General features: G+C 73.5%; 20 protein-coding genes and 2 pseudogenes. 7 read left to right on the plus strand and 15 right to left on the minus strand.

Annotated features, from left to right (window positions below; translation table 11 throughout):
• From ACWDYF_RS16745 to ACWDYF_RS16760, 4 genes and pseudogenes are all read right to left on the minus strand, one after another.
• A pseudogene (locus ACWDYF_RS16745) lies at window positions 1–586 on the minus strand (IS5 family transposase); the annotation flags it as partial.
• Between the two features lie 145 nt (window positions 587–731).
• Complete coding sequence (locus ACWDYF_RS16750; RefSeq protein WP_389468775.1) at window positions 732–1,871, minus strand: phthiocerol/phthiodiolone dimycocerosyl transferase family protein; 1,140 nt, start codon at window positions 1,869–1,871, stop codon at window positions 732–734.
• Between the two features lie 39 nt (window positions 1,872–1,910).
• Window positions 1,911–2,213 (minus strand): hypothetical protein, encoded by a 303-nt coding sequence (locus ACWDYF_RS16755; protein WP_389468383.1) that lies wholly within the window; start codon window positions 2,211–2,213, stop codon window positions 1,911–1,913.
• Between the two features lie 48 nt (window positions 2,214–2,261).
• Complete coding sequence (locus ACWDYF_RS16760; RefSeq protein WP_389468386.1) at window positions 2,262–2,513, minus strand: hypothetical protein; 252 nt, start codon at window positions 2,511–2,513, stop codon at window positions 2,262–2,264.
• A 31-nt stretch (window positions 2,514–2,544) separates the two neighbouring features.
• On the opposite strand from ACWDYF_RS16760, the gene ACWDYF_RS16765 reads away from it, so the two are divergent.
• Window positions 2,545–2,994: a hydroxymethylglutaryl-CoA synthase gene (locus ACWDYF_RS16765; RefSeq protein ID WP_389468389.1), complete on the plus strand. Its 450-nt coding sequence runs from the start codon at window positions 2,545–2,547 to the stop codon at window positions 2,992–2,994.
• 371 nt (window positions 2,995–3,365) lie between these two features.
• On the opposite strand, the gene ACWDYF_RS16770 is transcribed toward ACWDYF_RS16765, so the two are convergent.
• Window positions 3,366–4,165 (minus strand): IS5 family transposase gene (locus ACWDYF_RS16770; protein WP_451584282.1). Its coding sequence is split into 2 segments (ribosomal slippage): window positions 3,366–3,838 and window positions 3,838–4,165, totalling 801 coding nucleotides; the frame shifts between segments, so codons are not numbered across the junction.
• Between the two features lie 485 nt (window positions 4,166–4,650).
• Here ACWDYF_RS16770 and ACWDYF_RS16775 point away from each other — a divergent pair.
• Entirely contained in the window at window positions 4,651–5,658 is a 1,008-nt protein-coding gene (locus ACWDYF_RS16775) for a terpene synthase family protein (protein ID WP_389468392.1), read from the plus strand.
• A gap of 80 nt (window positions 5,659–5,738) precedes the next feature.
• Window positions 5,739–7,001, plus strand: a complete 1,263-nt coding sequence (locus ACWDYF_RS16780; protein WP_389468396.1) for a cytochrome P450 family protein — start codon at window positions 5,739–5,741, stop codon at window positions 6,999–7,001.
• A gap of 74 nt (window positions 7,002–7,075) precedes the next feature.
• Here the strand turns inward: ACWDYF_RS16780 and ACWDYF_RS16785 are convergent, their stop codons facing one another.
• Both ACWDYF_RS16785 and ACWDYF_RS16790 read right to left on the minus strand, forming a co-directional pair.
• Window positions 7,076–8,602, minus strand: coding sequence for a GMC family oxidoreductase (locus ACWDYF_RS16785; RefSeq protein ID WP_389468399.1), 1,527 nt, complete (start codon window positions 8,600–8,602; stop codon window positions 7,076–7,078).
• A gap of 81 nt (window positions 8,603–8,683) precedes the next feature.
• Complete coding sequence (locus ACWDYF_RS16790) at window positions 8,684–9,802, minus strand: NDMA-dependent alcohol dehydrogenase (protein ID WP_389468402.1); 1,119 nt, start codon at window positions 9,800–9,802, stop codon at window positions 8,684–8,686.
• A gap of 378 nt (window positions 9,803–10,180) precedes the next feature.
• On the opposite strand from ACWDYF_RS16790, the pseudogene ACWDYF_RS16795 reads away from it, so the two are divergent.
• A pseudogene (locus ACWDYF_RS16795) lies at window positions 10,181–10,711 on the plus strand (nucleotide triphosphate diphosphatase NUDT15); the annotation flags it as partial.
• A gap of 165 nt (window positions 10,712–10,876) precedes the next feature.
• Here ACWDYF_RS16795 and ACWDYF_RS16800 read toward each other — a convergent pair.
• Window positions 10,877–12,079, minus strand: a complete 1,203-nt coding sequence (locus ACWDYF_RS16800; RefSeq protein WP_051115731.1) for an MFS transporter — start codon at window positions 12,077–12,079, stop codon at window positions 10,877–10,879.
• Window positions 12,080–12,182: 103 nt separating this feature from the next.
• Between ACWDYF_RS16800 and ACWDYF_RS16805 the strand changes: the two genes are divergently transcribed.
• Entirely contained in the window at window positions 12,183–13,016 is an 834-nt protein-coding gene (locus ACWDYF_RS16805) for a helix-turn-helix transcriptional regulator (protein WP_106435995.1), read from the plus strand.
• Here ACWDYF_RS16805 and ACWDYF_RS16810 read toward each other — a convergent pair.
• From ACWDYF_RS16810 to ACWDYF_RS16830, 5 genes are all read right to left on the minus strand, one after another.
• Window positions 13,013–13,831 carry an ATP-grasp domain-containing protein gene (locus tag ACWDYF_RS16810; RefSeq protein WP_389468407.1) on the minus strand — a complete coding sequence of 273 codons (819 nt, stop codon included), beginning with the start codon at window positions 13,829–13,831 and terminating at the stop codon, window positions 13,013–13,015. The two genes, ACWDYF_RS16805 and ACWDYF_RS16810, sit on opposite strands and share 4 nt — an antisense overlap.
• On the minus strand, window positions 13,828–14,799 hold the full coding sequence (locus ACWDYF_RS16815; protein ID WP_389468410.1) for an ATP-grasp domain-containing protein: 972 nt from the start codon (window positions 14,797–14,799) through the stop codon (window positions 13,828–13,830). Before ACWDYF_RS16815 ends, ACWDYF_RS16810 begins: the two co-directional genes overlap by 4 nt.
• Before the next feature lie 163 nt (window positions 14,800–14,962).
• Window positions 14,963–15,415 carry a DUF6299 family protein gene (locus ACWDYF_RS16820; RefSeq protein WP_389468413.1) on the minus strand — a complete coding sequence of 151 codons (453 nt, stop codon included), beginning with the start codon at window positions 15,413–15,415 and terminating at the stop codon, window positions 14,963–14,965.
• Window positions 15,416–15,527: 112 nt separating this feature from the next.
• On the minus strand, window positions 15,528–15,926 hold the full coding sequence (locus ACWDYF_RS16825) for a RidA family protein (protein WP_037889271.1): 399 nt from the start codon (window positions 15,924–15,926) through the stop codon (window positions 15,528–15,530).
• Window positions 15,923–17,152, minus strand: coding sequence for an acyl-CoA dehydrogenase family protein (locus ACWDYF_RS16830; protein WP_389468417.1), 1,230 nt, complete (start codon window positions 17,150–17,152; stop codon window positions 15,923–15,925). The genes ACWDYF_RS16825 and ACWDYF_RS16830 overlap by 4 nt, the downstream gene beginning before the upstream one ends.
• A 124-nt stretch (window positions 17,153–17,276) precedes the next feature.
• Between ACWDYF_RS16830 and ACWDYF_RS16835 the strand changes: the two genes are divergently transcribed.
• Both ACWDYF_RS16835 and ACWDYF_RS16840 read left to right on the plus strand, forming a co-directional pair.
• Entirely contained in the window at window positions 17,277–19,007 is a 1,731-nt protein-coding gene (locus ACWDYF_RS16835; protein WP_389468420.1) for an AMP-binding protein, read from the plus strand.
• Window positions 19,008–19,022: 15 nt separating this feature from the next.
• Window positions 19,023–19,847 (plus strand): PaaX family transcriptional regulator, encoded by an 825-nt coding sequence (locus ACWDYF_RS16840; RefSeq protein WP_389468423.1) that lies wholly within the window; start codon window positions 19,023–19,025, stop codon window positions 19,845–19,847.
• Window positions 19,848–19,859: 12 nt separating this feature from the next.
• Here ACWDYF_RS16840 and ACWDYF_RS16845 read toward each other — a convergent pair whose 3' ends face one another.
• The gene (locus ACWDYF_RS16845; RefSeq protein ID WP_389468426.1) at window positions 19,860–22,139 is read right to left on the minus strand and encodes a bifunctional salicylyl-CoA 5-hydroxylase/oxidoreductase; all 2,280 of its coding nucleotides are present in this window, start codon (window positions 22,137–22,139) and stop codon (window positions 19,860–19,862) included.
• A 7-nt stretch (window positions 22,140–22,146) separates the two neighbouring features.
• The gene (locus ACWDYF_RS16850) at window positions 22,147–22,974 is read right to left on the minus strand and encodes an enoyl-CoA hydratase family protein (protein WP_381739731.1); all 828 of its coding nucleotides are present in this window, start codon (window positions 22,972–22,974) and stop codon (window positions 22,147–22,149) included.
• Window positions 22,975–23,229: the final 255 nt, after the last annotated feature.

Below are 23,229 nucleotides of genomic sequence, written 5' to 3' on the forward strand. Positions count from 1 at the left end.
TGGGGGCGGGGGGGTCTCCCGCCCCACTCTGGCCGGGTGGGGGGGGGGGCCCCCCCCCCCCGGCCGCGTACGGGCGGGACGGCTTGGACCAGTGGCATGAGTTGGGTGACGTCGTTGCGGTTGCCGCCGGTCAGCGATACCGCCAGCGGGATGCCGTGCCCTTCGGTGATCAGATGGTGCTTGGAGCCTGTTCGGGCACGGTCGACCGGGCTCGGTCCTGTTTTGGGCCGCCTTTCATGGCCCGTACGTGGGAGCCGTCGATCACCACCCCCGACCAGTCCAGCGCGCCGGCGGCGTTCAGTTCCGCCAGGAGCGACTCGTGCAGACGCTGCCAGACTCCTGCCTCGTTCCAGTCACGCAGGCGCCGCCAGCACGTCATGCCGGAGCCGAAGCCCAGCTCCTGCGGCAGGAACTCCCACGGAATGCCGGTGTACAGCACGAACAGGATCCCCGACAGCACCTTCCGGTCGTCCAGGCGCCTACGGCCAGGGTGATCCGCACGGCGTGGCACGACCGGTAGCAACGGCTCGATCCGCGCCCACAACTCATCGGACACGACCCATGGCAGCTGCCCACCCCTTCTCATGTGCAGGCCAAAGCACCATCAGGCGCCACCATTCCAAGGCAAGAAGCACCATTCTGTTAGGAGTTCTTAGCGCGGGCGGAGCGCACAGTGGAGATGAGGGATCCCCTTCGATCGGGGGCGTCGGAGCCGTGCGGCGGGTGCGGGTTCAGCGGCCCAGGTGCTCGAGGAGAATGCGCAGGACGGCGAGGACGACCTTGACCGGGGTGTGGCGGTCGATTCGAGCCCGCGCCCCCGCCGGTACGTCGACCAGATCCTGGTACCACGAGGCCGCGGGGACCATCACCTCACGGCTCAGCTCGGGCTCCACCCGCTCGCGCAGGTCCACCGTGGAGACACGGGCCAGCCGGTGGTCGGCGTACTCCGCCGGCAGGCCGGAACGGACGGCCGCGAGGACCGCCGCGCCCACCAGCCCGTGCACCGACACCCCCGAGCTCCGGGCGAACGCCAGGAGACTCGCGGTCTCGGAGACGTCCAGCTGCGGCCGGCGCGACTGGGTCCGGCCCTGCTGGGGGGGCCACCTCGCCGGGACCGGGCCGCGAGGTACGGGAGGGCGCCGACCGGGGCGCCTTCGGCCCGGTCGAGCCGCCCCTGGACATAGGCGGCCACGTCGGTCTCGGTGACGGGTGTGAGGCGGTCGTCGATCGCCGCCGACCAGTCCTCCCGGATGGGCCGGACGGGCGAGTGCGTGCCTGCCTTGATGTCTGCGTAGTACGGCCACAGGCGGACACACAGGGCGGTCGCGCTGCGGCCGTCGCAGATCGCGTGGTCGGTCCCGAGGACCAGCGTGTCCTCGTCCTCGCCGGTCAGGAGCACCGCGCGGACCAGCGGGCCGCCCAGCGGCAGCGGCGTGTTCCACTCCTGCCCCAGCGCGTCCGGGCCATCGGGGCGTCCCACCAGGCACGGCAGTTCGTGGGGCTTCAGCGGGCTGAGGAAACTGCCCTCGGTGTCCTGCTCCAGGCGGCTGCGCAGCGACGGGTGGTCGGCGAGCACCGCGGCGTTCGCCGCGGCGAACGCCGCGCCGAGCGCGTCGGGGTCGACACCGCCGCGCACCGTGATGGTGCGCACGGCCTGGGTTCTCATCTCCCCGGCGTACAGGTTCTCCGAGCGGGACAGGTTGCGACGCATGTCCATCCTGTTCTGTCGACCTTGTTCTGTCGACGGTGACGGGGGTGACGAGACGAGCGGCGTGGGCCGCGTCGAGCGAGGGGAACGGGGTGCGGTGCCGTGCTTCAGTCGAGGGTGCCGCCGAGGATGCCGGCGCGGACCGCGCGCAGTTCCTCGTCATTGGTGACGGTCCGGGACCTCTCGATGCCGGCCCGCACCGTCAGCAGGCGGCGGCCCTTGAGCACCGTACGTCCACCCCGGCTGCGGCCAGGTCGAAGGAGCCCTCCTCGCCCACCAGCAGCAGGTGCTGGACCTGATGGACCGAGGCCAGGTGGCGGACGACCGCCGCCCCGCGCACCGAACCGGCGCCGGTCACCACGACGGTGCCCTTCGCGCCGGGCCAGGGCCGCCGCGGTCGATCGGCCACCGGCACCCGCACCAGCCTCGGCACGTACGGCGCACCGGACCGCAGCAGCGGCCATGGCTCGTCGCCCCGGAGCGCCGACGCCGGCTCGGCGGGCACCGGCCGGCTGTCGGCATCCAGATCGGCGACGATCAGCCGGTCCGGGTATCACGTCTGCAGGGTGCGCGCGGCGGCCCGGAGCGCGGCCTGGGCCGGATCGGGCGCGCCGTCCTCGGGGCGCGCCGACACGGCGCCGCGGCTGAGGAAGAGCAGGCGCCCCCGGCCGTGTTCCGGGCGTGCGAGCCAGTCGGCGAGCTGCCGGGCGGCGGCGCGGGCCGCCGCCGCGGAATCCCGTCCGGTGTCCTCGGCCGGCAGGACCACGGTCATCTCCGCGCTGCCGTCGGCCACGGACGATTTCACGGCGTTCTGCTATCACCAGCCGTTCACGAAGATGGCCTACAAGGCGCACCGCCGCCTGTTGAACACCTGCGGGTACGACACCGACGAGGCCCGGCTCAAGCAAGCCATCGGGCGAACCACGGCCTACAACAGGGTCATCGGCAACAGCTACACAGCATCGGCGTACCTTGGCCTCGCCGCGCTGCTCGACCAGGCGGACGACCTGAGCGACCGGCCCATCGGCTTCCGCAGCTACGGCTCCGGCAGCGTCGCCGAGTTCTTCGCCGGGACCGCTGTTCCCGGCTACCGTGAGCACCTGCGGACCACAGCGCACCACGAGGCAATCGAGCGGCGCAGGACACTCGACTACGCCGCCTACCGCGAGCTGCACGAGCGGTCCTTCCCGACCGACGGCGGCAACCGCCCCACTCCGCAGCAGACCAACGGGCCCTTCCGACTGGCAGCGCTCCGCAGCCACAAACGCATCTACGAGAGGTGCTGACAACCTCGTGCACGGTAGGCGGTGAGACGTCAACCCCTTGATGGTTGATCAATTTCGCGTGGCGGAGGACACGACACCGCAGCACGAGGGTGTTCAGCCCGCCGCGTCCAACAACACCCGAAGGGGCGCCATTGGCAACTGTCTCGACAGGCTGCGCAAGCGATGTCCCCCATCCCGGCATGGGCACGCTCACCGGAGAACGAGCTATCGGCGCTCACGTTCATCCATAGCAGGCCGGTCAAAGAGACACCTCGTAAATGTACTTCCGAGTGCATCAGCATCCGAGATGTCTGCTACCGAGCGGCACCGGACCGCATTTGACACCCGAAATACCCGAATATGCGACATGGACCGCAGACTGAGAGGATGTCTCACGTGGTGAGTTTCGCGAGCTTCTTGTGGCAGGTCAGGGCGGCTGCGAGGCCGAGGAAGGCGAGGAAGTGTGAGCCCTTGCGTTCGTATCGGACGGTGAGGCGGCGGTAGCCGAAGAGCCAGGAGATCGTCCTCTCGGTCTTCCAGCGGTGCCGGCCGGGCCGTTCGCTCGATTCGATGCCCGGGCGGGCGATGCGCGGGATGAGGCCGCGTCCACGCAGCCAGGTGAGGTGGTCTGCGGAGAAGTACGCCTTGTCCGCGCGGAGCCTGACCGGCCGGCGTCGGCGTGGCCCGCGGCGGGAGCGGATGGCGGGTATGCCGCGGGTCAGCGGTTTGAGGGCCTGGCTGTCGTGGGTGTTCGCTCCGGACACGGCGATGGTCAGGGGGATGCCCCGGGCCTCGGACAGTACGTGCAGTTCGCTGCCCTTCTTGCCGCGGTCGACCGGGTTCGGCCCGGTCGGTGCACCCCCCATTTCGCCCGCACGCCGGCGGCGTCTACGATCGCGGAGGTCCAGTCGAGATCGTCCAGGACCGCCCGGTGCAGCCGGCGCCACAGCCCCGCCCTCGTCCACACGCTGAACCGGCGGTGCGCGGTGGCGGGTGAGACACCGAACGTCTCCGGCAGATGCCGCCAGGCGCACCCGCTGGTCAAGATGTACACCACCGCCGTGAACACGGCCCGCTCGTCCAACGGCGCCGTCCCGCCGCCCTGCGGACGGGACGCGAACGACGGCAGCAACGGGGCGACCAGATCCCACAGACCATCAGGAACCAGCCGCTGCTGCAGATCAGCACCCACGACCGCCATCATGCCGCACAGACGTCACACCATGTGAGACATCCTCCAACGGAGGTCGGCCGCGGCCGGGGCCCGGAACCGCGGGGGGTTTTCGGTCAGGTACGGCGGGGCGGGGCGACCGGCTGCCGCCCGTGGCGGGCGACGGTGCGGGCCGGGGCGGCAGAAGACCCGTCGGCGCCGAGGCGGGTTCGGCCTCTGCGGCCAGGTGCGGACGCACCTCGGCAGTCCTCGTACGCCACGGCTTCACCCGAGCGTGCCCGGCCGGACGCCCGCCCCCCCTCCCCGACCTGCCCCCTCGGCCCGGCGCTCGCCGACGGGCCGCATCCGCGCGGCACGTGATGGCCGGTTCCCGCCCCGGTGCGCGGACGCGGGTGAACCCCAGCCAGGTGTGAACACGTGGCCGTTGCGGTTGATCACCACAGCCGGGTGTTCATCCGAAGCACGATCCACGCCGTCTGCCCCGAACCCCGTGATTGGTGGTGCCCGTGACCGTCGTCCTGCCCTCCCCGTTCACCACGGACCTTCAGCACTGGCCGTTCGACCTGCCGTTTCCCGCGCCGCCCGCGCCCGCTGACCATCCGCACCACCTGTCCGTCTTCGGGCACACCGGCCGGTGGTTGCGGGAGACGGGCGTCCTCGCGACGGACGCCGACGTGTCCGTGTACCAGGTGCACGACGTCCCCGCCTGGGCCGTGCTGTGCTACCCCGAAGCGCCCCTGGAGGCACTCCGGTTGATCTCCGACTTCATCTCGCTGGCCGCCCAGTGGGATCATCTGCTGAGCACGCCGCCCCACCGGGGGCGCGGGGTCGAGATGTTCGAGCCGATGCTCGCCGTGCTCGACGGCGGACCGCCCGGCGCCGGCCAGGGGCCCTACGCGCCGTACGTCCGCGCCTGGTCGGACGTGTGGGCCCGGTGGCAGCGGGGCATGCCGAGCGTCTGGCGGGAGCGGACCGCGGGGAACTGGCGCCGGGCGCTGGAAGCCCTTGTCGTCGAGGACACGGCGGAACGCGAGGGCCGGGTCATGACGATCGAGGAGAAGACCACCGTACGCGACGAGACGGGGTTGCAGCCGCTGACCCTGGACCTGCTGGAGCGCGGCGGCGGTTACATCCTGCCCTCCTCGGTGCTGGCGACCCCCGAGATGCGCGCGCTCGAACGGCACACCGGCCGGGAGGTCTGGCTGACCAACGAGGTGCAGTCGCTGCCCAAGGAGGAGGCCGCCGGGGAGAGCAATCTCGTGCTGCTGCTGGAGCGCGAGAAGGGCCTGGACCGGGAGCAGGCGCTGGGGCTGGTGCATCGCATGGTGCGGGAACACACGGACGCCTTTCTCGCCGCCGAGGCCGCCGTGCCCCATGCGCTGGACACGCTGGGCATGGCTCCCGAGGACCGCTCCGCCGTCTACCGCCACATCGCCGGCATGCGGGCCCTGATGGCCGGGACCGTCGCCTGGTGCGGTCACAGCGGACGGTACAGCGGCCCGGCGGCCTCGTGAGGCCGCCGCGGGCGGACTGCGCGGTACAACGACCGACCGGCCTTCCTCGGCCGGTCCTTCACCGAAGGAACATGACGACCATGGGCATACTCTCGCGACCCGGCGACCTCTCGCTGGACGAACCGGTGTTCCAGCTCGATCCGGTTCTGGACACCTACACCGAGGCCGGTCTGCTCCGCCAGTACGGTCCGCTGGCACCCATCGGACTGCCGGACGATGTCCGCGCGTGGGCCACCACCACCGAGGAATCAGCCCGGATCGTGCTGGAGAGCCACCCGGACCTGGCGAAGAACCCGCGGCACTGGGGCGCCTACCAGCGCGGTGAGATACCGGCCGGCTGGCCGTTGCTGCCGTTCATCGCGGGTGAGTCGATGCTGTTCGCCGACGGTGGCGACCATCTGCGGCTGCGCCGTTCGGTGGTGCCCGCGTTCACGCCGCGGCGCGTCAACGCCCTCGCTCCGCGCGTGGAGCGCCTGACGCTGGAGCTGCTGGACGCGGTGGAGGCGGCGGCCCTGGACGCGCCCGGAAACGGCGTCGACCTCAAGGAGCTGTTCGCGTATCCGCTGGCGCTGCGCATCATCTGCGAGTTCTTCGGGATCACCGAGGAGACACGTCGCGCAGCCCTGCGCGACCACTACGCGACGATGCTCAGCCTCACGGCCTCGGACGCCCAGCGCCAGGCAGCCGCCCTCGGGCTGCGCGAGGAGCTGGCCCTGCTCGTCGACGAGAAGCGGGCGGCGCCCGGCGACGATCTGACCAGTGTCCTCGTCGGCATCACGGACGAGGACGGGGACCGGCTGACCGGGAAGGAACTGCTCGACACGCTCCAGCTCGTGCTGATCGCCGGGCACGAGACGGTCGTCAACGGCCTCACCAACACGGTGCACGCGCTCCTCACCCACCCCGGGCAGCTCGGCCTGCTGCTGGGCGGGGAGCACGACTGGGCGGACGCGCTGGAAGCCGGTCTCGCCTGGGACGGGCCGCTGCGCAACGTCTACATGAGGTTCGCGCTCCGGGACACCGAGATCCTCGGTGTCCCGGTCCGCGAGGGCGAGCCCATCATCGTGCTGCTGGCCGCCGCGCACCGGGACGGCGGCGGTGACGGCCTGCCGGAGTCCGAGGGGTTCGACGTGACCCGCGGTCACAAGGGCCACCTCGGCTTCGGTGCCGGTCCGCACTACTGCATCGGCGCCCCGCTGGCCCGGTTGGAGGGGACCATCGCCCTGCGGGAACTCTTCACCCGCTTCCCGGGCCTCCGCCTCGCGGTCCCCGCCGAGGACCTGGAGCACCTGGTCTCGCCCGCGGTCAACGGACTGACCGCCCTGCCGGTCCGGCTGGGCTGAGGCCGCCCCGTCCGTGGGCGGCGGGCGGCCTGGTCCCCGTCCACGGACGGGCCGGGAGCAGGCCGCCGGTGCCGTCAGCCCCGGATCAGGTCGGCGGCCCGTTCAGCGATGGCGTAGACGGTGGCGTTGGTGTTGGCGGACACGATGGACGGCATCACCGAGGCGTCCGCGACGCGCAGGCCGTCGATCCCGCGTACCCGCAGTTCGGGGTCGACGACGGCCATCGCGTCGTCGCCGATGCGGCAGGTGCTGGTGTAGTGGAAGTACACCAGCAGGCTGCGGCGCAGGTACTCGCGGACGGAGTCGTCGTCCTGGACGTCCGGACCCGGCTGGGCCTCGGACTCGCGCCAGGGGGCCAGGGCCGCCGCCTCGCCGATCTCGCGGGCGATCCGCAGACCGGCCGTCATCACCGCCACGTCGTGGGCGTCGCCAAGGTAGTTGGGGTTGACCAGCGGCGCCACCGTCGGGTCCGCGGCGGCCAGCCGCACCCAGCCCCGGCTGCGCGGGCTCATCAGGGAGAACGCGACGGCGTAGCCGTTGTCGGGTCCGTCCAGGCCCGGCGCGCGGTAGGGGACGGGGCTGAAGACGATCTGGAGGTCGGGGGCGTCGTCCGGGGCGTGCTCGGTGCGGACGAGTCCGCCGGCCTCGCCCAGCAGGTTGTCCGGGTACACGGGGACGGGCTGCCGGGCGGCGTAGACGACCGTCGACATCGGGTGCTCCTGGAGGCCGGTGCCGACGCCGGGCAGGTCGAGCACCGGTTCCACACCGGCCTCGCGCAGGTGTTCCCGCGGTCCGATGCCGGACAGCATCAGCAGGTGCGGGCTTCCGATGGCGCCGGCGCTGAGCACGACCTCGCGCGCGCACTCGGCGGTGAGCAGACGGTCGCCGAGGCTGTACTCGACTCCGGTGCAGCGGCCGTCGGTGATCAGCAGCCGGCGGACGAGGGCGCCGGTGACGACCTCCAGGTTGGGCCGGGTGCCCATGACCGGGCGGAGGTAGGCGTCGGCCGCGCTCTGCCGCCGGCCGTCCACCACGTTGCCGTCGAGCCGGCCCATGCCGGTCTCCAGGCCGCCGCTGACATCGTCGGCCCGCTCGTGCCCGGCCTGCACTGCGGCGTCGAGGCAGGCGGTGATCAGGGGGTTGGGCCGGGCCGGCGGGCCGACCCGCAGCGGTCCGTCCTGCCCGCGCAGGGCCGGGTCGCGGCCCTCGGCGGTCTCGCTGCGCCTGAAGTACGGCAGCAGGTCGTCGAAGCCCCATCCCGCGGCGCCCTCGGCGGGCCAGCGGTCGTAGGCGGAGCGGTGTCCGCGCAGGAAGAACATCGCGTTGATGCTGGAGGAGCCGCCGAGCGTGCGCCCACGCGGCAGCGGCAGGGCCGCCCCCGTGAACGTCTGCTCGGTGGAGACACCCGCCCAGTCGGCGCTGCTGCCCGCGAGCGCGGGCCAGGTGGTCGCCCCGGCCATCAGGTCCAGGGGCTCCGCGGCGCCCGCCTCCAGCAGCAGCACCCGCGCCCCCGGGTCCTCCGACAGCCGCGAGGCGAGGACACATCCGGCGCTTCCGGCGCCGACGATCACGTAGTCATAGGGCTCGGCCGTTGAACTCATGTCTTTCCTTCACTGTCCTGACTGTCTGGTCCCGCGGGCGACGGACCCGCGGGTGTTGCCGAAGCGGCGGATCTGGATCGCTCAGAAGCGGTCGAACTGGATGATTCCGCGCAGGTTCTTGCCGGCGCGGAGGTCGTCGTATCCCTTGTTCACCTCGTCCAGCGCGTAGCGGGCGGTGAGCAGGCCGTCCAGGCGGAGGTAGCCGGAACGCCAGAGGTCGAGGAGGCGGGGGATGTCCGTCTGCGGGTTCATCGATCCGTAGATCGATCCCCTGATCTCCACCTGGCGCTGGAGCAGCCAGTCGGACACCGCGTGGATCTCGAACGTGGAACTGGCGAGCCCGGTGATGACGACGACACCCGACTTCCCCACGGCCGTCTGCGCCGCCTGCACCACCTCCTGGTCCACCTCCCCCACGGTGACCAGCGCCTGGTCGGCCATCTGACCGCCCGTGAGTTCGCGCGCCTTCTCGATGGCCGGGCCCGCCTCGGTGAAGGTGTGGGTGGCCCCGAACTCCTTCGCGGCCTGCAGCTTCATGGGGACGGGGTCGACCGCGATCACGTGGGCCGCGCCCGCGTGCACGGCACCCTGCACGGCGTTGATCCCGATGCCGCCGATCCCGAAGACGACGACCGTGTCACCAGCACGCACCTGGCCGGCCTCCGTGGCCGTGCCGAAACCGGTCGGGACGCCGCAGCTGACGAGCACGGCCCGGTCGAACGGGACGCTGTCGTCGATGCGCACGACCGAGCGTTCCGAGGTCACGAGCCGTTCGGAGAAGGCGCCGAGCTGCCGGAAGGAGCCGACGTCCTTCCTCTCCGGTCCGTTCAGATGGAAGCGAAACGTCCCGTCCGGGAGCGGGCCGTCCGGCTGGTCGCCGTAGACGCAGAGGTTCTGCCGACCGGTCGAGCAGTAGCGGCACAGTCCGCAGCTGGGCACGAAGGTGCAGACCACGTGGTCGCCGGGTGTCACCTTGCTGACCCCGGGACCGACGGCCTCCACGACACCGGCCGCCTCGTGCCCGCCCACCACCGGCAGCGGCACGGGCCAGTCGCCGTTGAGCAGGTGCAGCTCCGAGTGGCACAGCCCGGCCGCCTCGACCTTGATCAGCACTTCCCCGCGGCGGGGACCGTCCAGTTCGAGCTCGACGACCTCGAACGGCTTGCCCACCTCGAAGAGAACGGCGGCTCGGGTCTTCATACGTACCTCCCGGGAACGGACCTCGCCCACATGGCCTGATGTGCCGTCGCCTGCGGAGAGCGGCACGTCAGGGGAACGAGAGGATGTGTGCGGATGGTTCAGAAATTGCCTGATACATGCCATGCGCGGCGCCCGCGGGGAGGGTGTCCGGGCGAGGTCCCGGGGCGGCGGGCCGTGCGTCGCGTCGATCGCCCGGCTCCTCGCGGTTCGGCTCCCCGCCGTCCTGCTGCCGTCGCTACGGTGGCCGTCGGCATGCCTCGTTCATCCGCCGAGCCATCCGCAGGAGTTCCCGTGTCCGTCGACGACCGCGGTGAGGGCATGCCCACCGCGCGGGAACCGGGCGCGGGCCGCCGTCCGGCCGAACCGCCCGCAGGTCCCGTGCGGCCCGTACGGCTCTCCGGCCGCCCGCGCACGGACCGGCCGCCCGTGCCGCACGCGGCCCTCGGGGTGGGGGCCGTCGTCCTCGGCGAGCGGGGCCTGCTGCTGGGGCGCCATCGCCACGGCACGTACGAACTGCCGGGCGGCACCGTGGAGCCCGGGGAGTCCCTGGAAGCGACCGTGGTGCGGGAACTCGCCGAGGAGACCGGGCTGCGCGCCCGGACCGAGGACGTCTCGCTGCTCGGCACGCTCGTCGACCACGTCGAGGACGTGGTGCGGATCACCGTGGGCGCGGTGGTGCACGCCTGGACGGGTACGCCGTCCACCCGGCCGGACGAGCGGGTGGGCGACTGGGACTGGTATCCGCTGGACGGGCTGCCCGACGGCCTGTTCGTGTGCAGCGCGCAGATCCTCACCGCGTGGCGTCCCGGTCTCCCTGTCGACCACACCCCGGCGCACTTCACCCCGAACGCCTCCCGCGCGCCGCGCTCGCCGGACGCCTCGCGCGTGCCCGGCGCCCGGACCCGGTAGCCGCCGGGCGGGACCGCGTTCGGCTCCGGACACGGCGGCGCCGCCGCACCCTGCCCGCTCCCGCCGGGGCGGGTGGGGAGGAGTGCGGCGGCGTGTGCCTGGGGTTCCGGTTTCCGGTTGCGGTCTCCGGGGCCCGGGGTCCGCGTCCCGGGCCCGGTGCCCGGGTCAGGACTCGGTGGCCGGTCGCGGGACCAGCAGGTGGACGACACCGGCGACCGCGGCGATGGCGACGCCGGTCAGGCACAGCGCGCGGGCGGTGACGTCCTGGTCGACGAGGATGCCGCCGAGGGCGGCGCCGAGCGCCTGACCGAGGTAGATGCCGGAGGAGTTGAAGGAGATGACGACGCTGGGCAGCGTCGGCACCAGCTCCGTCAGCCGGTGGTTGTTCGGCGTGGCCAGCGCCCAGCCTGCGGCGCCGTTGAGCGCCATCACGATGATCACCGGCACGATCGAGGTGCAGACCGTCAGCAGGGCGAGGGTCACGACCAGCAGGACGACGGCGTAGGTGAGGGTGCGGGTCGCGCCCAGGCGGTCGGTGAGGAAGCCGCTGCCGAAGGAGCCGAAGATGCCGCCGAAGCCCCAGGCGAGCAGTGCGGTGGCGAGGGCGGTGCCGTGGATGTGGGCGATGTCCCCGAGCACGGTCGAGGTGTACGTGTAGACCATGATGCTGGCGCCGCTGGCCAGCAGCATGAACAGGACCATGACGACGACCCGGCGGTTGGCCAGCACCGCGAACCGCTGCGCGAGCGGGATGGCCGGCGGGATCGGCAGGGCGGGCAGCACGGCCAGGACACCGAGCAGTGCCAGCGCGCCGACGGCCGCGACGAAGACGAGGCTGGCCTCCCAGGACACGTGCTGTCCGATGGCCGTGCCGACGGGGACGCCTAAGACGGTGCCCACCGTCAGGCCGCCGAGGATCACCGACAGGGCGCGGCCGCGGGCGGCGGGTCCGGCGAGCGCGGCCGCGGCGGCGGAGGCGTTGGGCGTGTACAGGGCCGCGCCCAGACCCGCGACGACCCGCGCCACCAGCAGCAGCGTCAGGTTCGGTGCGACGGCGGAGGCGAGGTTGGCGAGGACGAACAGGGCGAGCGCGACCGCCAGCAGGGGCTTGCGGGGCAGCCGGCTGGTCAGCACGGCCAGGAAGGGCGCTGCCAGGCCGTAGGTCAGGGCGAAGGCGGTGATGGTCTGGCCGGCGGCGCCGGTGGAGACGTGCAGACCGTCGGCGATCTGCGGCAGGATGCCGGCCAGGACGAAGGAGTCCGTGCCCATGGCGAAGGAGCCGAGGGCGAGTACGGCGACGGGCCTTCCCCAGGACGGCGCTGCCGTGGTGGGGCTCTTCGTGCCCGTGGTGGTCGATTCGGTAGTCACACAAGAAGCGTGGCGCTTGTCGTGATGGGGGTACAGAGGGCCAATCATGCTGGTGTAATGACCACCAGGACACGCCCGGAAGGCGGATGCTTGGATGGCCGGCATGCAGCGAGAACTTCTGGCGGCGTTCCTCAGGTCCCGACGCGAAGCACTCTCCCCCGAACAGCTCGGGCTGAACCCAGGACCGCGCCGCCGCACCCCGGGGCTGCGCCGCGAGGAGGTCGCCCAGCTCTCCGGTGTCAGCCTGACCTGGTACACCTGGCTGGAGCAGGGCCGGGACATCCGGGTGAGCCGCCAGGTCCTCGAAGCGCTCGCCCAGACGCTCCAGCTCACCCCGGACGAGCGGCGGCACCTGTTCACCCTGGCGGAGACGGCGCTGCCGGTCGAACCGCCGCGGCCCGCGACGGTCCACCCGACCCTGCGTAAGCTGGTGCAGACCCTCGACCCCAACCCGGCGCACGTCATCAACGACCGCTGGGACGTACTGGCCGCCAACCGCGGCTACGCCTCCCTGGTGGGCGGTCTGGAACAGCTGCCGCAGGAGGAACGCAACAGCATCTGGCTGCTGTTCACCCGCCCGCAGATGCAGTCACTCCTGGTCGACTGGCAGAACGAGGTGCGTGACATCCTCGGCCAGTTCCGCATCGCCGTCGGGCAGCACCCCGACGATCCGCGCACCGCCGCGCTGATCGACACGCTGACCCGCTCCAGCAGCCAGTTCCGCGCCCTGTGGTCCGAGCATCCCGTACGGGCGTTCCGGCCGACCATGAAGCGCTTCAGCCATCCGACGGCCGGGCGGCTGGATCTCAACTACACCAAACTGGATGTGGCGGAGGCACCCGGCCAGCACCTGGTGGTCTTCATGCCCGCGTCCGAGACGGACGAGCGGTCGCTGGCCCGGCTGGTCGCCGATTCCCCGCAGGAGGCGCTGCTCTAGGGTTTTCCGTCCGGGACCGGTCGCCGTGCCGTGGTGGCCGCCGACAGGGCCAGGGCCGCCAGTGCCTCGGGGGCGCCCGCCTGGCCGCGGGCTCCGGGGAAGGCGTTGATGTCGACGATCAGGGCGGTGCCGTCGCCCCGGTCGATGATGTCGACGCCGTAGACCTCCAGGGCGAAGACCTCGCCGACCCGGTGGGCGAGGGCGGCCCAGCCGGGCGGCAGGGCGTCCGCGGCGAGCGGCACGGTGGGTCCGCGTCCCTCGGGGGAGAGTTCGGAGCGGCGCAGGGCGGCGAAGAGGCGGTCGCCCACCACCCAGAGTTTGTGGTCCCAGCCGTTGTTGGGCGCGAAGTCCTGGACGACGACCGGTTCTCGCGGGTGCGCGGCGGCGAGCCGGGCCAGCGGTGCGGCGCCGTCGACGCGGGCCACCAGGTCGTGCCGCCTGCTGTGCCGGCTCTTGATCACCACGGGTGCGGACAGCGGTGGTCCGGCGGCCAGTTCGGCGAGCGTGGCGAGGGTGCGGGTGGCCGCGAAGGGCAGTCCGGCGCGCCGGGCGTGCTCGGCCATGGCCGTGCGGTCCTGGCACAGCGCCGTCGCCGCGGCCGAGTTGACCACGGGCGCGCCGCGCCGCTCCAGTGCGCGGGCGAGGCCGAGGGCGCGGGGTGTGCGCGCCTTGAGGAGGTAGACGTCGGCGAGCGGCCCGGCGGCGTCGGCCGTCTCCGGGTGCAGGACGTCCACCTGGTGTGCGGGGGTGAGCAGCGCGGTCGTGTCGGCAAGCAGGGGGTGGCCGGGGTCCGCGGTGACCAGGCCGATCCTCATGCGGTCTCGCCCACCGTGACGGGGACCTGTCCGGGCAGGTGGGGCAGTGCCACCGGCAGCGCGGGCGCGGCGGGCGGCCCGGTCCGCTGCGCCGCGGGACCGGCGTCGGGGCCGGGGACGGGGACGGCGTCGAGTCCGGGCGCGGGGGCCGGGGAGTCCGTACGGGCGGCCAGTTCGAGTACGGCGCGGGCGACGCGGGACACCGCGTCGGGGACCTGACGGAAGCTCGGGAAGTCGTTCACATCGACGACCACGGGACCGTCCGGGCCGAGCACCACGTCCACGCCGTACAGGTCGAGGCCGTAGACGGCGCCGACCCGGGCGGCCAGCGCGGCGACCTCCGCCGACAGCGGTACGCGGCGTTCGCGCAGGGCGTGTTCGGGGTGGAGCGGGGAGCGGCGCTCGGTCGCGTACAGCTCACCGGCGACGCTGTACACCTTGACGTCGGTGCCCGGGTTGGGCACGTACGGCTGGGCGATGAGCAGGCCCTCACCGGCCAGTTCGGGCAGGAGCGCGGCGAGCCGGTCCGGCGAGGGGACCAGGTGCACCGCCCGGCCCGAGCTGCCGTCGGCGGGCTTGACGACGAGCGGGTACTCGGACGGCGGTATCTCGGCGAGCAGTTCGGGGCGGGCCGCCGCGTACGTCCGGGGCAGCGGGAGTCCGCGGCTGCGGCCGATGGCGGCGGCGAGGGCCTTGTCGCGTACGCCGCGTATGGAGCGGGCGTCGTTGACGGTGGTCGTCCCGGCGGCGGCCGCGGCTTCGAGCAGGGTGAGTCCCGGGCCGCCGGAGACCGTCTTGAGCACCCAGGCGTCGTGCGCGCCGGTGCGCAGTTCCTCCGTCATGTCCAGCAGGGAGCCGCCCGGCCGCACCACGTCCACCTGGTGTCCCCAGGAGGTCAGCCGGCGGATCACCTCGACCGGCATGCCGTCGCGGCGGTACTGCTCCTCCACCAGAAAGCAGAGCTTCATCGATCTTCCCCGTAACCGCCGGGCGCCGGCCCTTGTCGCCGGTGCCCTGTGACGTCCTGTGGCGACACAGGATGTCATGGACCGTCAGGCGGGCGGGTGGCGGCTTCCCCGCCCGGGTGCGCGGGGAGGCGGGGAGGCCGCCGTGCCGTGGTGCGGGCGGGGCTCAGACGCGGGTCAGGGTGACGTCCCGCTGTCCGACCGCGTGGAAGCGGGGCATCAGCGGCAGTCCGCCCCGGGTGGTGAGTTCCATGACGGTGGCCTCGACGCGGGCCGCGCCCGGGTCCAGGGCGCCCGCGGGGGTGCCCGTGTTGGACCAGGTGTGCCGGGCGCCGTCGCAGACCGCGCGGGTGCCGCCGATGCCGTAGCGGGTGGGTGAGTCGTTTCTGCTGAGGGCGGAGCTGACGAAGACCGGGCCGTCGGCGCCGGTGCAGCGGTAGGTGCCGGAGAGCGTCACGGTGCCGTCGGCGGCCAGGCGGGCGGTCGGGTCGACGGTGACGGTGTCGGTGCCTGTGTCGGTGCCGTCCGCGGCCGTCGCCGCGTGCGGTGCGCTCAGGAGCAGCGCGGCGGCGGCCAGTCCGAGGGCGCCGAGCAGAGGTCGTACCGGGGTGAGGGACATCGGGTGCCTCCCGGGGCGGGTGAGCGGAACGGGGGCCTCCACTGGTACCCGGCGGCCCGGCGTTCCGCCGTGATCCTCACCCCTTCGGTGGCGAGTCCGCGCCCCTGTGGCGTCAGGCGAGGACCGCGAGGCCGTCGATCTCCACCATCGCCTCCTCGTCCCACAGGCGTACGACCTGCACGACCGCCATCGCCGGGTAGTCGCGGCCCGCCAGTTCGCGCCAGAGGCGGCCGAGGGCGGGCGCGTGGGCGCGGTAGGCGGCGACGTCGGTGGCGTAGACGGTGACGCGGGCGAGGTCGGCGGGGGTGCCGCCGGCGGCGCGCAGGGCGGTGAGGAGGTTGGTCAGGGCCGTCGCGAACTGCTCGGGCAGGGTGGTGCCGGTCACCTTGCCGTCCGCGTCCAGCGCGGTCTGCCCGGCCAGGAACACCACGCGGGAGCCGGTGGCGACGACGGCGTGCGAGAAGCCGGTGGGCGGGGACAGCTCGGGCGGGTTGACGCGCCGGACGGTCACAGGGCCTCCTCGGTCGTGAGCCGGGCGTAGGTCTCCTTGGCGATGATCGAGCGCTGGACCTCGCTGGCGCCCTCGTAGATCCGGGGCGCGCGCACCTCGCGGTAGAGGTGTTCGAGGAGGTGGCCGCGGCACAGGGCGCGGGCGCCGTGCAGCTGGACGGCCGCGTCGACGACGTACTGCGCGGTCTCGGTGGCGAGGAGTTTGGCCATGGCCGAGCGCCGGGGCACGTCCGGGTCCCCGGCGTCGTACGCGGTGGCCGCCGCGTACACCATCAGACGGGCCGCCTCCGTGCGTAGGGACATCTCGGCCACCCGGTGGGCGACGGCCTGGAGGTCGCTCAGCCTGCCGCCGAAGGCGTCGCGCCGCGCGGTGTGCGCCACGGTGGCCTCCAGCGCCGCCTGTGCCATGCCGACGGCGAACGCGCCGACGCTCGGGCGGAACAGGTTGAGGGTGCCCATCGCGACCCGGAACCCCCGGTCCGGCTCGCCGAGCACGTCGTCGCCGGTGACGGGCACGCCGTCGAAGTCGAGCGTGCCGACGGGGTGCGGGGAGAGCATCTCCAGGGCGCTGCCGGTGAGGCCGGGGCGGTCGGCCGGGACCAGGAACGCGGTCACGCCCCGGGCACCGGCGCCGGGCGTGGTGCGGGCGAAGACGGTGTAGAGATCGGCCTCGGGGGCGTTGGAGATCCAGCACTTGGTCCCGGTGAGCCGCCAGCGGCGGGGGCCGTCGGGGCGGGCGGCGAGGAACCCGCCGGTGCCGTCCGGGGCGGTGGTCCCGCGCTGCTCCCCCCGGCCGTCCGCCTCCGGTGCGGTGCCCGTCTCCGGCTCCGCGCGCAGGGCCAGGGCCGCCGCGTCCGAGCCCGCTCCCGGCTCGCTCAGCGCGAACGCCGCCACCGCCTCGCCCGCCGCCACCGCGGGCAGCCAGCGGGCGCGCTGGGCCGGGGTGCCGTGGGCATGGACCGGATGGGCGCCCAGGCCCTGGAGGGCGAGGGCGGTCTCGGCCTCGGTGCAGCTCCGGGCGAGGGACTCGCGCATCAGACAGAGGTCCAGCGCGCCGGAAGTGAACAGACGTTCGAGCAAGCCGAGGCGGCCCAGCTCGGCGAGGAGCGGGCGGTTGACGCGGCCCGGCGCGCCCTTCTCCGCGAGGGGCCGCAGCCGTCCGGCGGCCAGTGCGCGCAGTTCGGCACACCAGGCGATCCGGTCCGGTTCGAGCGAGAATGCGGGCATTCGCCGGTCCTCCCTCCCCCGGGGCGACCGGGGTCCACGGCCACCGTATCGCGCCCCGTTGACTGTCGTCATCAACACGATACGCTCCCTGTGCGAGCCCACCACGACAAGGGGGCGAACCGCCATGAACCCGACGGATCCCAGCTGGGACGAGGCCAGGGCGGACATCGGGGAGACCGAGTCCGCCGGTGCCGGGGGCGGCCTGCGGCCGCCGGTTCCCTCGGCCCACGCCGACACCTTCGCGCGCGACCATCTGCCGCCCCCGGACCAGTGGCCGCGGCTGCGCTTCGAACTGCCGGAGCTGCGCTACCCGGACCGGCTGAACTGCGCCGCCGAACTCCTCGACCCGGCCGGCGCCCCCGGCACGCGCCCGGTGTTCCGCACGCCCGCGGGAGCGGTCTGGACGTACGCCGACCTGCGCGCCCACGTCGACCGCATCGCGCGGATCCTCACCACCGACCTCGGTGTGGTGCCCGGCAACCGGGTGCTGCTGCGCGGGCCGACCACGCCCTGGCTGGCCGCCTGCTGGCTCGCCGTCCTCAAGGCGGGCGCCGTCGCCGTCACCGTGCTGGCCCAGCAGCGGGCCCACGAACTGCGCACGATCTGCGAGATCGCCCGGGTCCGGCACGCGCTGTGCGACGCACGGGCCGTCGACGACCTGGTCAAGGCGGAGGTCCCCGGGCTCTCCATCACCGCGTACGGCGGCGACGCGCCCGACGACCTGCTGCGCCGCGCCGTGTCCGAGGTGCCCTTCCGGGCGGTGGACACCGCCGCCGACGACGTGGCGCTCATCGCGTTCACCTCCGGCACGACCGGGCGGCCCAAGGGCTGTGTGCACTTCCACCGGGACGTCCTGGCCATCGCGGACACCTTCTCCCGCCATGTGCTCAGGCCGCGCGCGGACGACGTGTTCGCGGGCAGTCCCCCGCTCGGGTTCACCTTCGGCCTGGGCGGTCTGGTGGTCTTCCCGCTGCGGGCGGGCGCCAGCGCCCTGCTGCTCGAACAGGCCCGCCCCGAGCAGTTGCTCGCGGCCGTCGCCGAGCACCGGGTGTCCGTGCTGTTCACCGCCCCCACCGCCTACCGCACGATGCTCGACCGGCTCGGCAGCCAGGACCTCTCCTCGCTGCGCCGCTGCGTCTCGGCGGGCGAGAACCTGCCCGCGGCCACCTGGCACGCCTGGCACGAGCGCACCGGCCTGCGCATCATCAACGGCATCGGCGCCACCGAGCTGCTGCACATCTTCGTCTCGGCCGCCGACGACGACATCAGACCCGGCGCGACCGGACTGCCCGTACCGGGGTGGCACGCGCGCGTGCAGGACGAGTACGGCCGGCCGGTGCCGGACGGGGAGCCGGGACTGCTCGCCGTCCAGGGGCCCGTCGGCTGCCGCTATCTGGCGGACCCGCGCCAGCACGCGTACGTCCGCGACGGCTGGAACCTCACCGGGGACACCTATGTCCGCGACTCCGACGGGTACTTCCGCTACATCGCCCGCGCCGACGACATGATCATCTCGGCCGGGTACAACATCGCCGGGCCGGAGGTCGAGGACGCCCTGCTGCGCCACCCGGACGTGGTCGAGGCGGCGGTGGTGGGACGGCCCGACGACGCGCGCGGCGAGGTCGTGGTGGCCTACGCCGTGCTGCGGCGGGGCGCGGCCCGGGACGCGGAGGCGCTGCGCGCCTTCGTCAAGTCCGAGCTGGCGCCGTACAAGTGCCCGCGCGAGATCGTGTTCCTGGACGCCCTGCCGCGCACGGCCACCGGCAAGCTCCAGCGCTTCCGGCTGCGCACGGCCACCGGCGGGGCCGCGGACGCCGACCCGGACGCCGACCCGGACGCCGATGACCAGCGGTGACCACGACGACCTAAAATGATCAACGTGTCCGAGCAGCCCGTACCGCATGCCCCGAGGTCCCTCATCGTCACGCTCTACGGGGCGTACGGCCGCTTCGCGCCCGGCCCGGTGCCGGTCGCCGAGCTGATCCGGCTGCTGGCCGCGGTCGGGGTGGACGCGCCGTCCGTGCGCTCCTCGGTGTCCCGGCTCAAGCGCCGCGGGCTGCTGCTCCCGGCGCGCACCGCTCAGGGTGCGGCGGGCTACGAACTCTCCCCACAGGCACGGCAGTTGCTGGAGGACGGCGACCGCCGCGTGTACGCCGGGGCGCCGCCGGACGACGCGGGCTGGGTGCTGGCGGTGTTCTCCGTACCGGAGTCGGAGCGGCAGAAGCGCCATGTGCTGCGCTCCCGGCTGGCCGGGCTCGGCTTCGGCACGGCGGCGCCGGGCGTGTGGATCGCCCCGGCCCGGCTGCACGAGGAGACCCGGCACACGCTGCGGCGGCTGCGGCTGGACGCGTACGTGGACTTCTTCCGCGGCGAGCACCTGGGGTTCACGCCGACCGCCGAGGCGGTGGGCCGCTGGTGGGACCTGGCGGCGATCGCCGCGGAGCACGAGGCGTTCCTGGACCGGCACGCGGGCGTGCTGCGGGCGTGGGAGCGGCGGGTGGACACCCCGCCCGAGGAGGCGTACCGCGACTATCTCCTCGCCCTGGACTCCTGGCGCCATCTGCCCTACACCGACCCGGGTCTGCCGGCCCGGCTGCTCCCGGCCGGCTGGCCCGGCGCCCGCTCGGCCGCCGTCTTCCGGGGGCTGCACGAGCGGCTGCGGGACGCGGGGGCCGAGTTCGCCGATCTGACCTGAGGGCGGGCCCCCTCAACCGCCCGGCGTGACGCGGGGCCCGGGGTCGTCCGCGCGGCCGGTGCGCGGGGGTCTGCTGCCCGCGCGGTAGGGGGCGGGCCAGACGGCGCCGGGCCCCTGGTAGCCCTGTTCGGCGGCGGCGTGCAGGGTCCAGTGCGGGTCGTACAGATGCGGGCGGCCCAGCGCGCACAGGTCCGTGCGCCCGGCCAGGATCAGGGAGTTGACGTCGTCCCAGGAGGAGATCGCGCCGACCGCGATCACCGGGACCTTCGCCTCGTTGCGGATGCGGTCGGCGAACGGCGTCTGGTACGACCGCCCGAACTCCGGCCGCTCGTCGGCGACCACCTGTCCGGTGGAGACGTCGACGGCGTCGGCGCCGTGCGCGGCGAAGGCGCGGGCGATGGCCACGGCGTCCTCGGCCCCGGTGCCGCCCTCGGCCCAGTCGGTGGCGGAGACGCGTACGGTCATGGGCCGTTCCTCGGGCCACACCGCGCGCACCGCGTCGAAGACCTCCAGCGGGAAGCGCAGCCGCTTGTCCGGGGAGCCGCCGTAGGCGTCGGTGCGGTGGTTGGTCAGCGGTGAGAGGAAACCGGAGAGCAGATAGCCGTGGGCGCAGTGCAGTTCGAGCAGGTCGAAGCCGGCCCGCGCGGCGCGCCAGGCGGCGGAGGTGAACTGCTCGCGGACATCGGTGAGCTGGGCCCGGGTGAGCTGGCGCGGGACCTGGCTGCGGGGCGTGTACGGCAGCGGGGAGGCGGCCACCAGCGGCCAGTTGCCCTCGGGCAGCGGCTCGTCCATGCCCTCCCACATCAGCCGGGTCGAGCCCTTGCGTCCGCTGTGGCCGAGCTGGACGCCGATCGCGGTGCCGGGCGCCTGGCGGTGCACGAAGTCGGTGATCCGCCGCCAGGACTCGGTCTGCCGTCCGGTCCACAGCCCGGCACAGCCGGGGGTGATCCGCCCCTCGGGGCTCACGCACACCATCTCGGTCATCACCAGGCCCGCGCCGCCCAGGGCACGGGCGCCCAGGTGCACCAGGTGGAAGTCGCCGGGCACGCCGTCGACCGCGGAGTACATGTCCATCGGCGAGACGACGACCCGGTTGTGCAGGGTCAGTCCGCGCAGCCGGAACGGGGTGAACATCGGGGGTGTGCCGGGCGGGCAGCCGAACTCGCGCTCCACGGATTCGGTGAAGGCGGCGTCGCGCAGCCGGAGGTTGCCGTGGGTGACGCGGCGGCTGCGGGTGAGCAGGTTGAAGGCGAACTGGCGGGGCGGCCGGTCGAGGTACAGGGCGAGGTTCTCGAACCACTCCAGGCTGGCCCGCGCGGCGCGCTGGGTGGAGGCGACGACCGGGGCGCGCTCCTGCTCGTAGGCCGTCAACGCCTGTTCCGGTGTGGGCTGTCGGGAGAGGTGGGCGGTGAGGGCGAGGGCGTCCTCGACGGCGAGTTTGGTGCCGGAGCCGATGGAGAAGTGGGCGGTGTGCGCGGCGTCGCCGAGCAGCACCAGATTGCCGTGCGACCAGCGCTCGTTGACCACCGTGCGGAAGGTGGTCCAGGCCGAGTCGCGCGAGCGCAGCGGGCGGCCGCCGAGGGCGTCGGCGAAGATCTTGGCGCAGCGCTCGACGGAGCCCTGCTCGTCCAGGGCGTCGAACCCGGCGGCCCGCCACACCTCTTCGCGCATCTCGACGATGACGGTGGAGGCGTCCGCCGTGTAGGGGTAGCCGTGCAGTTGCATCACCCCGTGCTCGGTCTCGGCGATCTCGAAGCGGAACGCGTCGAAGGCGAAGTCGGCGGCGAGCCAGATGTAGCGGCAGCGGTGGCCGGTGATCCGGGGCCGGAACACGTCGGCGTGGGCGGTGCGGACGGCGCTGTGCACCCCGTCGGCGGCGACGACGAGGTCGTACTCGCGGATCAGCCGGTCCGTCTCGGGAGCCGGGGTGCGAAAGCGCAGGTCGACGCCGAGTTCGCGGCAGCGGTCGTGCAGGATCCGCAGCAGGCGGTGCCGGCCGAGGGCGGCGAAGCCGTGGCCGCCCGAGGTGTGCCGGGTGCCCCGGTGGACGACGTCGATGGCGTCCCAGCGGACGAACTCCCGCTGGAGCGAGCGGTGGACGGCCGGGTCGGCGTGCTCGATGCCGCCGAGGGTCTCGTCGGAGAGCACGACGCCGAAGCCGAAGGTGTCGTCGGGGGCGTTGCGCTCCCAGAGGGTGATCTCGCGGGCCGGATCGAGCCGTTTCAGCAGGGCCGCCGTGTAGAGCCCGCCGGGTCCGCCGCCGATGACGGCGACCCGCCTCGCGGCGGTCATCGCCCGCTCACCTCCCCTGCCACTTCGGCGGCCGCTTCTCGGTGAAGGCGGCGTGGAACTCGGCGTAGTCCGCGCCGTTCATCAGCAGGGCCTGGGTGGCGGCGTCCAGCTCCACGGCGGCCGACAGCGGCATGTCCAGCTCGGCGGTGAGCAGGGCCTTGGTCTGGGCGTGGGCGAGGGCGGGGCCGTCGGCCAGCCGCCGGGCCAGGGCACCGGCCGCCTCGTCGGCGTGCCCCTCCTCGGTCAACTCGCTGATCAGGCCGATGCGTTCGGCCTCGGGGGCGCGGACCGGCTCGCCGAGCATCAGCAGCCGGGTGGCATGGCCGAGGCCGACCACGCGGGGCAGCAGATAGGCGGCGCCCATGTCGCCGCCGGACAGGCCGACGCGGGTGAACAGGAAGGCGAAGCGGGCGCTGGGGTCGGCGACGCGGAAGTCGGCGGCCAGCGCCAGCACGGCCCCGGCGCCCGCCGCGACGCCGTGCACGGCCGCGACCACCGGGAACGGGCACTCGCGCACGGCGCGGACCACCTGGCCGGTCATCCGGTTGAAGTCGAGCAGTTCGGCGGTGTCCATGGCCAGGGTGGCGCCGATGATCTCGTCGACATCGCCGCCCGAGCAGAAGCCGCGCCCCTCCCCGGCCAGCACCAGGGCGCGCACGGCCCGCTCCCGGGACAGCTCGGCGAGCAGGTCGCGCAGGTCGGCGTAGGCGCCGAAGGTGAGGGCGTTGAGCTTGTCGGGGCGGGCCAGGGTGACCGTGGCGACGCCGTCGTCCAGCACCACGCGCAGATGGCGCCACGCGGAGGTGCGGGCGGCGGAACCGGTGAAGGGACTCATGACGTACGGCCTCCTCGGCGGCTGTCCGTTTCGTCCAGGGCGTCCGGGTCGTCCGGCGCCGGTGGTGCCGCGCCCGGCGCTCCCCCCGAAGCTATCACTCATCCGTGACCGTCGTCACGAGGGCGCGATAGAGCCTGTGACAATGTGGCCGCCGCCCGGGGCTTCGTCACAGCTCCTCGATGGGGCGGTAACGGCGGGAGGGCGCCGGGCGGGAGAGGCGTTCCCAGGGGTGGTGCGTCCGTGCCGGGACCCGGG

The organism is Streptomyces sp. NPDC003284 (assembly GCF_053589675.1).